Source organism: Lysinibacillus sp. NPDC058147 (genome assembly GCF_042884205.1).
Classification (GTDB): Bacteria; Bacillota; Bacilli; order Bacillales_A; family Planococcaceae; genus Lysinibacillus.
Map to the genome: position 1 here is coordinate 40097 of NZ_JBHVUJ010000007.1, position 16179 is coordinate 56275.

Annotated in this window: 18 protein-coding genes; all 18 read right to left on the reverse strand. The window is 34.5% G+C overall.

The annotated features are described in order from the left end of the window. Nucleotides 1-16 precede the first annotated feature (16 nt). Nucleotides 17-748: an SDR family NAD(P)-dependent oxidoreductase gene (locus ACFVT8_RS18880; RefSeq protein ID WP_387084173.1), complete on the reverse strand. Its 732-nt coding sequence runs from the start codon at nt 746-748 to the stop codon at nt 17-19. A gap of 1 nt (nt 749) precedes the next feature. After that, the gene (locus ACFVT8_RS18885) at nt 750-1559 is read right to left on the reverse strand and encodes a LicD family protein (RefSeq protein ID WP_387083750.1); all 810 of its coding nucleotides are present in this window, start codon (nt 1557-1559) and stop codon (nt 750-752) included. After that, nucleotides 1556-2899 carry an NAD(P)-binding protein gene (locus tag ACFVT8_RS18890; RefSeq protein ID WP_387083751.1) on the reverse strand — a complete coding sequence of 448 codons (1344 nt, stop codon included), beginning with the start codon at nt 2897-2899 and terminating at the stop codon, nt 1556-1558. Before ACFVT8_RS18890 ends, ACFVT8_RS18885 begins: the two co-directional genes overlap by 4 nt. Next, nucleotides 2899-3858: a UDP-N-acetylglucosamine 4,6-dehydratase (inverting) gene (gene pseB, locus ACFVT8_RS18895; protein ID WP_387084175.1), complete on the reverse strand. Its 960-nt coding sequence runs from the start codon at nt 3856-3858 to the stop codon at nt 2899-2901. The genes ACFVT8_RS18890 and pseB overlap by 1 nt, the downstream gene beginning before the upstream one ends. A 776-nt stretch (nt 3859-4634) precedes the next feature. Then, complete coding sequence (locus ACFVT8_RS18900; protein WP_387083752.1) at nt 4635-5801, reverse strand: motility associated factor glycosyltransferase family protein; 1167 nt, start codon at nt 5799-5801, stop codon at nt 4635-4637. Between the two features lie 2 nt (nt 5802-5803). Continuing rightward, nucleotides 5804-6142 carry a DUF8042 domain-containing protein gene (locus tag ACFVT8_RS18905; RefSeq protein WP_387083753.1) on the reverse strand — a complete coding sequence of 113 codons (339 nt, stop codon included), beginning with the start codon at nt 6140-6142 and terminating at the stop codon, nt 5804-5806. Beyond that, nucleotides 6129-7823 (reverse strand): motility associated factor glycosyltransferase family protein, encoded by a 1695-nt coding sequence (locus tag ACFVT8_RS18910; protein ID WP_387083754.1) that lies wholly within the window; start codon nt 7821-7823, stop codon nt 6129-6131. Before ACFVT8_RS18910 ends, ACFVT8_RS18905 begins: the two co-directional genes overlap by 14 nt. A 71-nt stretch (nt 7824-7894) precedes the next feature. Beyond that, nucleotides 7895-8707 (reverse strand): flagellin Hag, encoded by an 813-nt coding sequence (gene hag / locus ACFVT8_RS18915; RefSeq protein ID WP_387083755.1) that lies wholly within the window; start codon nt 8705-8707, stop codon nt 7895-7897. A 189-nt stretch (nt 8708-8896) separates the two neighbouring features. Further along, a complete protein-coding gene (gene csrA, locus ACFVT8_RS18920) occupies nt 8897-9115 on the reverse strand; it encodes a carbon storage regulator CsrA (protein ID WP_387083756.1) in 219 nt (72 codons plus the stop codon). Beyond that, the gene (fliW, locus tag ACFVT8_RS18925) at nt 9115-9558 is read right to left on the reverse strand and encodes a flagellar assembly protein FliW (RefSeq protein ID WP_387083757.1); all 444 of its coding nucleotides are present in this window, start codon (nt 9556-9558) and stop codon (nt 9115-9117) included. The genes csrA and fliW overlap by 1 nt, the downstream gene beginning before the upstream one ends. A 16-nt stretch (nt 9559-9574) precedes the next feature. Next, entirely contained in the window at nt 9575-10138 is a 564-nt protein-coding gene (locus ACFVT8_RS18930; protein ID WP_387083758.1) for a DUF6470 family protein, read from the reverse strand. 111 nt (nt 10139-10249) lie between these two features. Continuing rightward, complete coding sequence (flgL, locus tag ACFVT8_RS18935; RefSeq protein WP_387083759.1) at nt 10250-11167, reverse strand: flagellar hook-associated protein FlgL; 918 nt, start codon at nt 11165-11167, stop codon at nt 10250-10252. A gap of 28 nt (nt 11168-11195) precedes the next feature. Next, nucleotides 11196-12737: a flagellar hook-associated protein FlgK gene (gene flgK, locus ACFVT8_RS18940; RefSeq protein WP_387083760.1), complete on the reverse strand. Its 1542-nt coding sequence runs from the start codon at nt 12735-12737 to the stop codon at nt 11196-11198. 16 nt (nt 12738-12753) lie between these two features. Then, the gene (locus ACFVT8_RS18945; protein WP_387083761.1) at nt 12754-13254 is read right to left on the reverse strand and encodes a flagellar protein FlgN; all 501 of its coding nucleotides are present in this window, start codon (nt 13252-13254) and stop codon (nt 12754-12756) included. 27 nt (nt 13255-13281) lie between these two features. Then, complete coding sequence (flgM, locus tag ACFVT8_RS18950) at nt 13282-13542, reverse strand: flagellar biosynthesis anti-sigma factor FlgM (protein WP_387083762.1); 261 nt, start codon at nt 13540-13542, stop codon at nt 13282-13284. Nucleotides 13543-13663: 121 nt separating this feature from the next. Then, nucleotides 13664-14077 carry a TIGR03826 family flagellar region protein gene (locus tag ACFVT8_RS18955; protein ID WP_387083763.1) on the reverse strand — a complete coding sequence of 138 codons (414 nt, stop codon included), beginning with the start codon at nt 14075-14077 and terminating at the stop codon, nt 13664-13666. An 83-nt stretch (nt 14078-14160) separates the two neighbouring features. After that, the gene (locus ACFVT8_RS18960; RefSeq protein WP_387083764.1) at nt 14161-14751 is read right to left on the reverse strand and encodes a ComF family protein; all 591 of its coding nucleotides are present in this window, start codon (nt 14749-14751) and stop codon (nt 14161-14163) included. Further along, nucleotides 14751-16115 carry an ATP-dependent helicase ComFA gene (locus ACFVT8_RS18965; RefSeq protein WP_387083765.1) on the reverse strand — a complete coding sequence of 455 codons (1365 nt, stop codon included), beginning with the start codon at nt 16113-16115 and terminating at the stop codon, nt 14751-14753. The genes ACFVT8_RS18960 and ACFVT8_RS18965 overlap by 1 nt, the downstream gene beginning before the upstream one ends. Between the last annotated feature and the right edge of the window lie 64 nt (nt 16116-16179).

Sequence of the window (16179 nt, forward strand, 5' to 3'; positions counted from 1 at the left end):
CACCGTGATTAAAGTATTAAATTATCATACCACCATCAACACCAATTATTTGCCCCGTTACATAGGAAGATTGCTCAGATAATAAAAATGTAATCACATTAGCCACTTCATCAGGGTGACCAAATCTTTTCATTTTAATTTTATCTAAAACTTTTTCTTTTTTTTTATCTACGTAATGACAAGTTAATTTAGTATCTATGAAACCTGGCGCTACAGCATTTACCCGTATTCCATCAATAGCAAGTTCCTTAGCTAGAGATTTTGTTAAACCTACAATAGCCGCTTTGCTAGCTGAATATGCCGAGCTCCCTTCAGCTCCGTTTAGTCCCACAATAGAACTCACATTAACAATAGATGCATTATCACTTTTACGCATTAATCGAGATGCATACTGTATTTGTATGAGGACAGATGTAACATTCACATTTAACATGTCATTCATTACTTGAGCCTTTGTCATGCCAACAAGGGCTTCGTTCATAATCCCAGCAGTATTTACTAATCCATCGATATATCCAAACTCTTTTTTAATCCTCAATATACTTAGTTTCATCGCCTCTTCATCGGTTATATCATAACAAACTATAAAGGGATCCTGTCCATTTTCTCTACAAAATTTAATAGTTTGCTGTAAACTTTCTTGAGTTCGACCATGTAAAATAACTTTACAACCCTTCTTACATAAGGCTATTGCCGTAGCTTGTCCTATACCGCTTGCTGCACCAGTAATTAATATTATACCAATAATGTTACACCTCTATCTCATTATAATCTGCAAAGGAAAATGATTTTTTCGGGATTTTCCAATCATTACCATAAATATATACAAGATATTTTTCATATAACCTCGAAACTTTTACATCCAAACTTCCCCATCTATAAATTGAAGATTGAGTAAAAAATTCGCGAGGGAAAGTATATTCATTAGTAAAATAACCTTCACTACTCTCTTTTAAGACTTCGAAATCTATTGTAAAAGGTTTGATGTTAGAATGAGCAATAAAAAGTCTGATTCCACTAGCTTCATCATATTTTAAAGAAACAGAAGGATTATCTACAATAAATGAATTTAATATGTTCAATAAATCTTTCTTACATTCATCTTTGACTTTGAAGTCAATATCTTCATCCCACTCTATTAAATCTCCATCTCTTACTACTCCTAAGAGGGTACCATAATCAAGGAAGTATTCCACATCTTCTTTATTAAATAGTATAATAAGGTTTCTTAATAAATTTGTTGCATATTTATGCGTATTCTTATCTTCAAAAGCATAACTTTCAGATTTTAATAACTGTTTAGAAGGGAAAATAATCCTAGATTCATCAATATTTAGTTGATTAACTAATTGATATTTAATTTCTGTAACATACATGGAAGTGATCATTATATTATAAGAATGATCTTTAAGTGAACTAGGTGACTTTATCTCATACCCTAAAAGAGTTTTACCTTGCTTTGCAACATCATTATCAACTATGTAAAGAACTTCATATTCTTTTTGTTTTTCTAAAAAATTTACTGCTCCTCCACCACTACCAAAAAGTACAACTTTCATTTAAGATCCTCTTTCAGAATATCATATGCCTCTAAAATACTAGTATTAATAAAAAAGCTAGTACCTTTACCTTTGCCTAAAAATTTTATGTTATTCGGTATTGTATTAATCAATTCTTCGTTTTGTTTCACAGTCTGCACATATTTTTTATCAATGATAGGAAAAGAACGATATAAAACTTCTTTATACTGTTTTTCAACAATATTATCTTGTCCAATTATTTTAGCTTTTATTAACTCTTGTAAGATAAAATCGAATGTTAATTTTTCCAATTCTTCATCTGAATCGAAGAATATTTCAATGGTACACTTATTTACATCCTTATTTTGAGAAACATTTGGATACAAGGTTACTCTAAAAAAGCTAAAACTATTATCCCAACAAGTAATGTAATGGTTCTCAGAAATAAACGGTTTTTCAAATATAAAATGCATTAATAATGTATTTCTAAAATTAAGAGAAGGCATATTAACTTTTTCTTTTGTTACATTTAAAAAGTTATTAAACGGAGCTGTCCATACAATTAATTTCGGAGAAATAACATTCGTAATGTCATTTTTAAAATTTTTGATTGTAATACGACTTTCTTCTTGTAATAGCAAATCTATAGCCGCAGTATTTGTCAGTACCTTAACATTTTTTTCTTTTAACTTTTCAGTTAAAAACTTTATCCATAAACCTATACCTTCTCCATTATTAGGATAATACTTTTTATTTAATGAACTTCCAGTCTGATATTGTGGATATGCTATCTTAGAATCATAAATTTCTGACTTTTTTAGTTCTTTTGTTAAAAATTCATCTCCTACAATTAGCCTCTTAACATCAAAAGTTTTAAATACATCGGTTGTTAAGTTTTCTAATTCTAGATTAAGTAGTTTTTTAAATATTGGTCTAAATACTTTATTTGTATATGTTGTCCCGAATATCTTTATTAAATAACTATATAAATCTTGGTCTAAATTCGATACTTTTTCTTTACTAGATAATAATTCAATTAAGCCATTTTCATAGCCCTCCTCCATATTAATTATATAAGGATAACTAGAATCTTTGTAAAGTTCCCCAAAGGTAATATTACCGGGATTAAAGGTTTGAATCTCTCTCCACTCTTCTCCAAAATCAGTATATAAAATATCATCTATTTCTTTAATCATGGTTTCATTAACAATGTGAGTACCATAATCAAATTCAATTCCTTCAAATTCTTTTGAATTTAGTAGTCCACCAACTCTATCTGTATTTTCAATTAAATAAATATTTTTATATTTATCAGCTAAAAAAAGGGCAGAAAAAATACCTACAATTCCACCACCGACAATTACCACCTCATCATCCATCAAATCATCCCTCTCAATTCTTCTACATCTAACCAATCGGTATTTTTATCGCTTGTATATTCAAATCCATCAGGTAATGATTTCCCCTTATCTTTGTAATGAGTTGACCACCAAGAAAACTCTGGTTGAATAACGTAATAAGTATCAAATTCACATGTATGACGAGCATCATCTTCCATAATCATTGCTTCATGTAGTTTTTCACCTGGACGAATACCTATAATCTCCATTTCACATTCCGGAGCAATCGCTTTTGCGAGATCCGTAACCTTCATGCTAGGGATTTTTGGTACAAAAATTTCACCCCCATACATACGTTCTAAATTATCTAGAACAAATTGTACTCCTTGGTCAAGTGTAATCCAAAAACGTGTCATACGTTCGTCTGTAATAGGTAACTTGCCTGTATCCTTAATCTTTTTAAAGAAAGGTACAACACTACCACGGCTTCCTACTACATTGCCATAACGAACAACTGAAAATCTTGTTTTCTTTTCTCCTACATAAGCATTTGCTGCAACGAATAACTTATCAGATGCTAGTTTTGTTGCACCGTATAAATTTACTGGACTACATGCCTTATCTGTTGAAAGTGCAATCACCTTTTCTACACCGCGATCAATCGCAGCTTCAATAATATTCTGAGCACCATGAATATTTGTTTTAACTGCCTCAAAAGGATTATATTCACAAGCATCGACATGTTTCATCGCAGCCGCATGAATAACAATATCTACTCCATCAAACGCACGGTATAAACGATCCTTATCGCGTACATCACCAATAAAGAAACGTATTCGCTCATCTTTGAATTCTTGTTTCATTTCATATTGCTTCAGCTCATCTCGACTAAAAACAATGATTTTTTTAACACCTAATGTAAGTGCTTTTTGGATAAACTTCTTACCAAAAGAGCCTGTCCCCCCTGTTACTAGTACGGTTTTATTATATAACGCCATCATCTTAAAACTCCTATCTTATATGTCTAAGCAATATCATGCAGAGTATAATTGAATATTCAATTATACTAATTTATTAGTATTGAATTTTTATATAATTTATATCGGCAAATTTTCTTAATAATAAAGAAAATTTGCCGATATAAATTATTACCAATATAATACTTTCCATATCCGACCTTTTTTCAGTTGTATTATTAACCTTGGCATTTAATTTAAATTTTCTATCAATCTAAATTAAGTAGCTATAACCTTAGCTACTTAATTTAAAGTTATTTTTCAAAAGGGATGCACACTCGTCCGTAAAGGTCTGTTTAGCTATATTTTATTATCATTTCTTCCCTACCAATTACACCTAAAAATCAAAGTCTCTTTTAAAACCCTATAAAAACTAATTTAATTGCTCCATTTAAATTTATTGGACTCAATCTTAATCTACTTTGAGCAATAATTTTTCCACTCCGCTTAAGGTGCAATTTTTTTAATGAATTTTCTTACATATTCAACATACTTCATTCATTATGTTTAACCTTAAAATTTAAATATTCTTTATTATAGACTCTGCCGATAATGAAAACGTTATCTTAATACTGCTTCTTTATTTTATATTACTTTCTTAAGCTAGACTTTTACAAAATCCCAACGCTTTTTAGTTGAACTTTTTATCAAACGAACCAGTACCTTCTGGATAAAATGCTCTATATGTATTTCTTAGTATTATATCGGATGCTTTTTCTTTTTTTACACTAAAAAGCCTATGACCGCTTGTCACAGGCTTAAAGCTGTAGAAATTGTTCCTTTGTTATAAATTTTGTACCGTTTATTTTTGCACCTTGCCTTGCAGTATTGTATACATTTGCATTTGCTGTTGGACAATTCTCATTGAACCATCGTAGATAGACATGTAGATTTGGTTGTGTCTTTATAATGCTTCCATCATTGGCTTGTACTTGTATCAATGAATTCACAACAACTTTCCCGGATGTAGAACCTTCAGCATGTGTTAGCTCACCACTAAACCCCAAGTCCTGACCAAATAGCACAATATTTTGATAGCCAAGATACTCTAGTAAGCTAAATGTTGTTGTTGCAACAGAACCACCAGTTGCCAACTTAGGCAAACTATATTTATCTGCTTGCTCCTCTGCTTGCTCATAGCCTTGCTGGCATAGCATATATTTCTCACCTTGATGGAGCTCCACTACCTCTGCATTAGCTGTTAATAAGTAAAATAATGGACCTCTATAATTGGTACCTTCTAGTTGCTTTACAATATTTAGCTGTGCATCCGTAATAACTACTGCTTTAGGCCATATGCCCTTTGCTAACACTAGTTTCAACGCTGAACCTACTACATAAATATCTACATTTTCCACTTCTTCCAGCCACTGCACAGTTTCATTTAATGAAGGCCCGGACGCCACTAGGCAAGCTGTATTACTGCTACATTTTGGGTAAAGCTTATGTTCATACAATTCTTTATTTTTCTCAGCATTGCTATGCATAAGAGGTGCAAATTTTTTATATGAAATTTGGTTACGCTTAATCGTATCTAAAATATCATACAGCGCATTATTCTCTCCTATAGCCTTTAGCCAAACATTCGGCACTAGCAGTTGCAAGTTAATGGTATTTTCAACCGCTTCTAAAGAATTAACAAGCTTAATATTTGAAGCTAATAAACTACCATTTTGCTGAAAAAGTTCCATCTCTACTTGTTCAAAATAATAAACGTAAATCGGCTTAGTTGTCAGCTCTGCTAGCGCTTGAGCATGATACCCAAGACCAAGACCAATGACTAAATAATGTGTGGCTTCTTGATTGAACTCCTTCACTACCCAGCGCATTGCATCGTCATAAGGTCGGTACTTACTATATATCGCTACTCCATTAAGTAGTAACGTCAACTCTCCATTTCGCGCCTCTTGTATGTGCCATTCCATTATTATAGAGGTGCTTCCGCTAATGTGATTTCTTCAAAAAATGGAGCAATTTCATATTCAAACATATCAGCTACTACAACATAATCTTGACGCTCCAAGCCATCATTTACTTCTAATAAAAATTCTTGCAACTTCTCAACTTCTAAAACCACTTTCCCACGATTTGAGTTAATAAGTTCGCTAGCTTGTGTTAGCCACATCATTCCTTCAGAAAAATCTTTAATACTAACAAGTGCACTAGTCAGCTCATCCTCGCGCAATTTTTTAGCTATATAAGTAGCACCATTCGGCACATTTTTTATATATGAATTATACATTTCAATAAGTTCATTTAACTCCATATCTCATTTCCTCCGCTTCATTTATTGTTGCATCAACATATGTACTACATTTTTCAATTACCTCGATAAAATTTGTATACAAGTCTTTTTGTTGAAGATAAACTCTTGCATAACTTTCATCATGAGTTTCATTTTCCTTCTGATTATAATGCGTCATAACCCGCATGATAATTGGATCCTTTACGCTTGATATTAACGTAGTTTCTAATAATTGCTGGAATTTGCTATCGATAGTGTCTAATTTTTTTAGCGTGCTAGTTGGAAATTGCTTACTTGCTACAGTACTTTCTAATAAACGCTCTGCAGTTTTTAAAAGCATAATTATCTCTTTATATCTACTTTTCTCTTTTCTCATTGTGGCAATATAACTATCAATACTATGCTCTTTAGAAACTATACTATTTTTATTCGTAATTTCACATTTAGGAATAGCATTGCAAAATGCTTCAAAGCTTTTTTGCTCCATTCCTTCAATTTTAATGCCGCCTTCCGTACAATTATAGATAGTCGAAGGGCTTTCAATCTCCCTCATAATTTCCTCAAAATTATCTCTCATCGTCAGAAAAGCATAATCTGTTAACACTATCCCACCATTGTATCCCTCAACTTCAACTAGTCCCCTATTTTCAATATATTCCTTATCAATTTCACGCATATTTTTATTGCCTTCAGCATGAGTTAGATTATTTGTATAAGCCAAATCCTGACCGATTAAAGCAATTGGTCCATCACTTATATAACGTGCGATTGATAACGCATAGTGTGCAACAGATCCACCACCTTTAATAAGAGGTAACCTTAACCCTATTTGTTTAAATACCGAACTTTGATCACTCACTTCATTATCATAAAATGCATACTTTCTGTTCGTAAATTTTTGTTGAATTTCATATTTACTCGTTATGCTAAATATTAATTCAGCATATTTAAGATTTAAATTTTTAAAATGTCTCTCATAGTTTATCATACCACCATCAATACTTATTATATAATCTGGTTCAATTTCATTTTTTATTAATGTATGAATAGTAGAACCTGAGGCAATTAATATTACTAAATCCTTAATATTCTTTAATAATGGGATTTGTTTGGTTAGCGATGGTCCACCTGAAATCACAACTATTGGTTTAGAAGTAGTCTTCTCTAAATCAGATAAGTTGCTAGAATTATACGAATACAATATATTTCTAATGATATTTTCTTGCCATAGATCAGCAAATTTTGTAATTGTATTTTTATAAATTGTATTTTTATTTTGAATTTCTTTAATTAATTTCAATAACTTGACATACTCTTCCGCAAAAATTTTGTCATAGTTAGAAGTACATATTATATTTACTTCTTTAGAATAATTAATTAATCTTTCAGTAATAGCCAGTTCTATATCCTTAATCTGTGTTCCATAAATTACAGAATATGATGTATATCTATTATTTTTTAATTGTTCAAGCGGCTCAATAAAAAGTATTTTATCACTATTTACTTTTGCATTGACTAGAGCATCATATAAAAAACCATTTCCTATTCCATAGATAATATTTAGTTGGTTCGGATTAATTTTATTTTGGCAAATTTGCTCTGCTTCTCGTTGCGGATTATATTTACTATGTATTAACATATTATTTATTTTAATTGTTTCGTGACCTGTTTTAGTTGGAAGATATTCAATATCACATAACATCTCTCTTCACTCCTTTACCATTTAAAAAAAGGCTCTCTCAAAGTAGAGAGAGCCTTTTAGGATACTTTTAATTATCGTAATAATTGTAGTACACCTTGTGGTTGTTGGTTAGCTTGCGCTAGCATAGATTGTGCAGCTTGCATTAAGATGTTGTTCTTTGTGAAGCCCATCATCTCTTTTGCCATATCTGTATCACGGATACGTGATTCAGCAGCTGTTAAGTTTTCAGATGTAGCACCTAAGTTATTGATTGTGTGCTCTAAACGGTTTTGAACAGCACCTAGTGCAGAACGTTGTGTTGAAACGTCTTCTAATGCTTGGTTGATTGTATCAATTGCTGCGTTAGCGTTAGTTTGTGATGAAATACTAACTTTTGATACACCTAATTTATTAGCAGTCATTTCATTGATAGAAAGCTTAATAGCTTGGTCTTTATTAGCACCAATATGGAATACTTTATCAGTGAATTTACCACTTAATAATTTTTGAGTGTTGAACTCTGTATCAGTTGCGATACGTGTAATTTCTTCTGATAAAGCGTTCACTTCTTTTTGTAATGCTAAACGGTCAGAAGTTACGTTTGTATCGTTTGAAGATTGTACTGCTAATTCACGCATACGTTGTAGGATTGCATGTGTTTCGTTAAGTGCACCCTCAGCAGTTTGGATTAAAGAGATTGAGTCTTGAGCGTTTTTAGTAGCCATGTCAAGACCACGGATTTGCCCGCGCATTTTTTCAGAGATTGCTAAACCAGCAGCATCGTCTCCAGCACGGTTTACTTTGTAACCTGAAGATAATTTCTCAAGGTTTTTTGAAGCTTGAGTGTTGTTGAAAGAAAGGTTACGGTGTGTGTTTAAAGCTGAAATGTTGTGTTGAATAATCATTTGGAATTCCTCCTTGAATGTTTGTTTTTGTTATTCCACATCCTTGTGGAATGTCGGATTAGGTAGTATGTATGTACTTCCTGCCCCTTACAATATATATATCGTATTTAATCGGAAAATGTTTAATAGTTTTTTAGAAAGTTTTTTTTTTTTTTGTAATAGATTTCAAGTTTAGATATTAGTAATAGTTTATTGGTTCTTTATTTGTTCTAAGAAGCTTGATGAGGCAGAAAGGGCTTCCTTGTTTTGATCTTGAATTGCTTTAAAAACTTCTGAACGGTGTACTTTAACCGTTTTAGGTGCAACAATTCCAATTTTTATTTGCTCGCCATCTACTGCTAATATTTTAATTTCAATTTGGTCACCTATCATAATAGATTCACCTTTTTTACGTGAAAGCACTAGCATTATTTCACACTTCCTTCCAATGTTTGCATTGGGTAGCGTAGTGGATAGGACTTATTATCTTCAAGGACAACTTGTTTGCCAAGATTTTTATCTATGTTAATAATTATAGGTGCTAGCAAATTAATAGTAGAATCCTCGAAAGTTTCTTTCATTGTAACAATAGTATATGTAAGAACATCTTCCTCTTTTTCAATTTGTAGTTGGTTATGATCCTCGTCACTAATTTCAAAGCTATAATCTTTTTTAAACGCAAATGGATAGGCTATCACAAAACCAATTTCCATTTGATCAACTGATTGAAGTAATACTAATGGCAGGTTTGCATCTATAGGTAGTAATACAAATTTTTTGTAATCTTCCAAACCTAATAAACCTTGCTCAAATGTTAGAATATCCTCTTCTACAATTTCGATTTCACCTAAAAATTTAGTAGCTATTTTCATTCTTTCACGCGCTCCTTTAAATGATGACGTCGATGTTAACATCTGGTCTTTGTACCATTGTACTAGTTACTTTACCAGGTGTGTAGTCAATAATAGGTTTGTTCACCTTTGCGTCAATTATTGGTTCTCTTCTCTCAAAATTGATGTCTGTAGTACCTGGTGTATAGTCGATTTTTACAGAACCTACAGATGGGATAAATTTAATATTAAACGGGGTACGGTGTGGACCATGGTTTTGTTTTGCGATATTTTGAATAGTCGCACGTTCTTGTCCTTTACCTGCATTCTCCATTAATTGACGTCCCTCGCTTGCTCTACGGGCCATCCCCTGAAGTGCTCCTTGTTTGCCTTCTTCTGCATAGTTTGCACTTGATTCCAAAGGACCAATCATCCCTATATCTCGTCTAGCTTGAGAAGAATCGATTTGTAAAACGCCCCTAGTTGTATGAATCTCCAGAATAGCTGCTGGTTGTTCAATTGTTTGAGTAGCTTTCGGCTGTTCAATAGATTGTTGAGGCTTACTAATTTCAAGCTCTATCTTTGCATCCGTTGTTTGAATTTGAATTTGTGGAAGTCTCATTTACAATTCTCCTTTCAAGAAAAGCGTCTGAACATATTGTTCAAACGCTCTATAATTCTTTATAAAGTTTGCCCCTGTCACTTCGCTTTCGGGGCAGAACCTTAGTAGTTTTTATCGGATAAAATCTACTAAAGTTTGCTGAATGATTTTTGCTCCTACGGATAGAGCGGCTTGGTGAACGGATTCTTGTGTAACCATATCTGTAATCGTCTTCGCATAGTCTGTGTCTTCATTGGCAGATAGTTGTTTTGTTACATTTATTTCTTGAAGACTTAGTCGATTTCCCATCATTTCTACACGATTTTGACGAGCTCCGACATCTGCTCTTAAAGTCAATGTACTTTCATAAATACCGTCTAAACCAGGAATTGTATTAGCACCACTTGTTACTTCTAAACCAAGTGCATCGCCAATCTCAGCACCTGTTGCACCACTTTCTAAAAGTGTTGTTACGTGCGTCATAAATCCATCAATATCGTTAAATAAATCAGCACCCGGAGTATTAATGTTCATTGTGATACCATCAAATACGTTGATTTCAATCGACTTCTGTCCTCCAGTGGTAATTGCCGAGTTTGGTGACCCTGTATCATCATAAAGCGGTTGGTTTGTATGCGTGCCTGAAAAGATATAGTTATCGCCCACTTTTGTATTGGCAATATCACGCAATTGTTCCTTTAGTTGTTGCATTTCTGCATTGATCTTTTGACGATCATCAGCAGTATTTGTATCGTTAGCAGCTTGTACAATAAGCTCCTTTACACGTTTTAATGCTTCGCCTACTTGGTCAAACGCTTCGTCTGTTGTATCTAGCCATGTATTTGCTTCACGAAGATTACGTTGGTATTGTTGGTTTTTATCAAGATCTATACGATAGCCCATTCCCTTTACCGCTACAACTGGATCTTCAGACGGTCTTGAAATTACACTACCTGAGTCCAACATATTTTGATATTTAGACATTTTACTATAGCTTGTATTTAAATTACGTAGCATATTACTCGATAGCATTGATTGTGTAACGCGCATAATTTATCTCCTCTCAGTCAAGTGGCTATTATAGCCCTACTCTTCCCATACCATTGATGATTTTATCTAATGTTTCATCTACCACAGTAATCATACGTGCATTAGCATTGTATGCTTGTTGGAATGTAATCATATGAGTCATCTCTTCATCTAAGGAAACTGAGTTCATTGAATCACGGCGCTTAGAAATTTCCAAATGCCTTGTTTCAGAGTTGTATGCACTACGCTCAGCTTCCTGTCCCTTAACTGCTAAATCCCCTACTAATGATTTATAATAGCTTTGGAATGTACCTTTCTTTAAGTTATCTTGAGCCTGCGATTGCAGCTCTGATAACTTACGCATGATTCCGTTATTACCTTCCTCGCCTATCGTATCAGATACAGCTACCTGCTTTGCATCAGTAATTACTACGTTAAAATCACGTGCAGTTGTTCCAGAGAAAAAGTCAAGACCTGTACTATTATCTAAACCAAAACCTTGACGATGGATTTCATTAAATTTCGTTATAAATTCATTTGCTAGTTTATCTAAATTAGCAAGCATTTCTGGATAAGTGCCTTCTCCACCACTATGTCCATATGCGTCAATTAATGCACGTAATGTACCTTTACCAGGTTCCATTTGACTGTAATCAATTGAAATTCCATTCGCTGGATCCCCTGGTGGTTCGCCAACAGCAGAAATTTTAATTTCTTTAAAGTTAGCATAGCTTCCTGTCGCTTGATCATCTACATCACCATCGATGCGCTGATTGTTTGTATCCATCGTTGCAAGTGCAGCATATTCTCTACCATCCACTAATTTAACAGAAGTACCATCTGCTGCTACATATGTAATCGTCATTGAACCTTCAGCTACATCTTTTGCTAACCCACCTGATTTTTGCCATGAAATTGAAACAGGAATATATTCATTTAACTGATCTACTAATACATCACGTGCATCATATAAATCATTTGGTACATAACCACTTGGCTCAGCTTCTTGAATTTGTTTATTAAGGGCAGCAATTTGTTTAAGAATTGAATTTACTTTATCCGTCGAAACATTAATTTCATTCCCGATATTACCTTGGATCTGTTTAAGCTGTCTATCCATATAATTAAAGGACTCAGCAATTGCCTTTCCTTTAGAAATTAATACCTGACGTGCAGCTGTATCTTTTGGATTGTCCATAACGTCCTGCATCGATTTCCAAAAATCTGTAAATGATTGATTAATACCAAACTCTGAAGGCTCTGACATAACATCTTCCATCTGCGAAATTGATTTTGCTGTTGAATCCCAATAACCTAACTTATTCGTTTCTTGACGATATTGTCGATCGGTAAATTGATCACGGATGCGTTGAATCGAGCTTGTTTCTACCCCTGTTCCAAGATGTCCTGGATAGACAGGTTGATTTAATCCAGCGGTTGGAAAACCAGGAGTCGCTTGCATATTCACTCGTTGGCGAGTGAAACCTAATGTATTAGCATTGGAAATATTATGTCCTGTTGTATATAAAGCAGTTTGTTGTGTAAATAAACCACGTTTACTTGCTTCTAAACCCATAAATGTTGAGCGCATTCTTTTTCCTCCCTTACTATGCTTGAGAATCGAAATATGATTTTTTTGCTATTGTATTTGTGCCACGAACCTCATTGCCAGAATAGTTGATTTGCTCAGGACGAGGTTGTAAAGCGTCCAATGTAAGATTGACAAATTGTAACGATTGGAACACTAGTTTTTGATTTAAATCGTTTTGATTTTTTAAGTCGTTGATGATTTGCAATAATCGATTGCGCACTGCTGAAAGTGTGTCTTTTTCAGTCTGTTGTTCAGCAGCCTCGATGACATCCGCGACAGTTGCTTTGTCAGTTGAAGCAAGTCCTTTTGCTTCAAGGTAGTCCGTTACCTGTTTCTGACGCTGTTGCTCGAGCTTATCGATGGCCGCTACATGCGCCTGCTCATCCTTGAGCATTTGGTCCAGTGCTTCGATATTCCCAACTGTAATAATTTCAGTTTTTTTAATAGCTAGTTCAAGTAAGCTTTTATGCATTCTTTCTAGCTTTGTTAATGTAGAACAGATCGCTTCTGTAGACATTTTGCTAAGCACCCTTTCTGATATTCCTTAGAAACGATAATATTTCAGCATATCTTCTGCAACTTTGCGAGCGTCCACTTTGTATTCACCAGAATTGATATCTTTTTTTAGTTGTTGTACGCGCTCTGCACGCTCTGTGCTGTATGTTGAAACTCCTTGCATCTCCTGTGCAGTTTTTGAAATTTCGATTTTATCTGCAAAAGATGCCTTGTTTGCGCCTGATTTCACATTACGCACCTGATTTTTATAGGCGTTCACTGCATTAATCCCATAAGATGTAATTTTCATTTAATAACCCCCTATCTAAAAAGCTTATCTTCCTATTATTTCGGATTGTCTCACATAATGTTAAGTTTTCAAATATAAAAAAGTGTGCTAATTTTGTTTAAAATTAACACACTCTAAGCCTTTAACGTTTTCGTTCTGCGTGATATGTTACACGGTCACGTTCTGCTACACTCTCACGGAACTCCTTCGCCGCTTCAAATGTACGTAGCTCCGACTTCAATTCATCCTGACATTTCGTACAAAGCTTACCTTGTGTCGTTAGATGACCACAGTTATCACATGGGTAGCCAAGATTAGGGAACATCGCAGTCTGTAAGCGCCCCTTACGTACCCATTTATACAACAGATCCTCATCAGCTCCTGTTGCTTCAACAATACGTTCTACTGTCGCAGCACGGTTTTCACGTTTACGTAGAAAGCGATAAACGATTTGATATAGATCTTCTTCAGATTGAGCACATTTATGACATACTTCTCTGACCCCTGTATAATTAAAAAACTCATTACATTTCGGACAATTACGAACCTCTGCCATCTACTCTTCCTCCTCTTACATAATAACAACAAAATACGAATCTTATTTACTCGTAATCTATTATACACAATGCATTAGCATTTTCATCCATTAATTAGTGTGAAGCTTTTGACATTTTTGGCGCCTGCATTTAATAAAACCTCAGTAGCATGCCTTAAAGTCGTTCCTGTAGTTTTTATATCGTCAAAAAGAAGATATTCTTTATGCTCTACATGTGCTCCAGCCATTAAACGGAAAAGGGGTGCTGCTTGGATACGCTGCTCTCTATTTTTGGAGCTTTGCGTTGCTGTCGTCGTTTTTTCTAAAAGTTGTATAAAAGGAATATTAGCAGCTTTTAATAGCTCATCCATATGTGAAAAAGTACGTTCCCTTTGTTTGAGGGGATGCATAGGAATCGGAATGATGGTTGCTTTTTCATGTTTAAATCGTGCATGTAGCTCCTGCCGAAATACTTTAGCAAGTGCGACATCTTGAAGAAATTTATATTGATGCAAATAATCCTTCATTGCATCGTTATATTGGTAAAGCGCTGTTGTTGTTGAGGAATATTCAAATTGAGCCGAGCACCCATCACAGATCGTTGATTGAAATTGTTTGGTTAAAAGTATTTTCCATGAAATTGCTGATTGCAAAGGCTGTGAGCATAATAAGCAAAGTGTTTCAATTTTATTCATTATGAAAATCCTTTCTTATTATAATAAAGAATTTTAGTATGCGCATCATCCATTTCAGTCGTAATACCATGATGAAAAAATACGACGTCTCCACCTGCAAAATTAGCATTTCGTCCAACTCGCCCAGCGATTTGTATTAGTGCACTTGAAGTGAAAATTGTTGATTCTGCCCCAATCACTGCAACCTGTACATTTTTTATCGTAATACCTCTTTCTAAAATGGTCGTTGTCAGTAAACCTGGAACTTCTTCATAGCGTAGTTTAAGCACTTTTTCTTTACGCTCAGGATCTTCAGCATGCACCGCCATGATTCTGCCATCTAATTGCTGAAAAAGAGGCGTAGCTATTTTCATTAACTCTACTTTCGGGAAAAATAATAGAAAAGGCTCTTTTCTTGCAAGGCGCTCCTCTGTCCATTGTTTTAGCTTTCTTGGAATCTTTCCTCGTTTGAAGCTTTTTTCATAGCTCCATAGGGAATGAAATCGAGGAACTGGTAATGGACGATTATGATAGCGCTTCGGGATAAATGAATAGCTTTCATTTTGATACTGAGTCAGTAATTTTTGCGAAGGTGTTGCTGTGACTAATATTATTGGTGCGTTTTCTGTTTTTGCTTTTTGCACAGCGCTTTGTAAAGTTTCATCAAATGTATATGGAAATGCATCAGCTTCATCAACAATCATGACGTCAAAGGCTCGTTCAAAACGATAAAGCTGATGGGTTGTAGCTAACACAAGCTGTGCATAGCCCTCCTGCTTTGGCGATCCACCATATAGTGCATGGATCATCGTTTGCGGGAAAACTGTTTGAAAGCGTGGATATAACTCGAGCACTACATCTGTACGTGGCGTAGCGATACATACCCGTAAGCCCTGCTCTAACGCATAATGTACAGTTGGAAAAAGTAGCTCTGTCTTTCCTGCCCCACATACAGCATGAATAAGATGCGAACGCTTTGCTTTAACACTTTCTAGCATCTCATTTGCGGCCTGTTGTTGAAGCACTGTAAATTCCCCTGCCCATTTGAGTGAATGCTTTCTTGTTCTCATTGCGCGAGGGCCTGTCCAGATTATTAATTGTGTACAGTTACTCACTCTGCCCATATTCAGACAATGTCTACAATATATACATTGCTGCTGGCATTTCGAACAATCAAACGTTGTAAATTGCTGAGGATTATCATTATGGCAACGATTGCATTTTACATGCGGCTCTTTTTGAATTCCTTCTATTATATGGAAGCATTTGTGGTTGATCGATTTCTCGATATCACCCTTTGAAAATGTGGCGTGTTCCTTTAACCAAATACGCCCTTCATGAAAATCTCGTAATGCAGGTGGCAACAGCCAGCCTTTGTATTTCATTGCTTTGCTCCTTTCGTGTGGGTGGTTTTTATCAGCGATTCTCTTGCTTTTATCAGCGATGTTC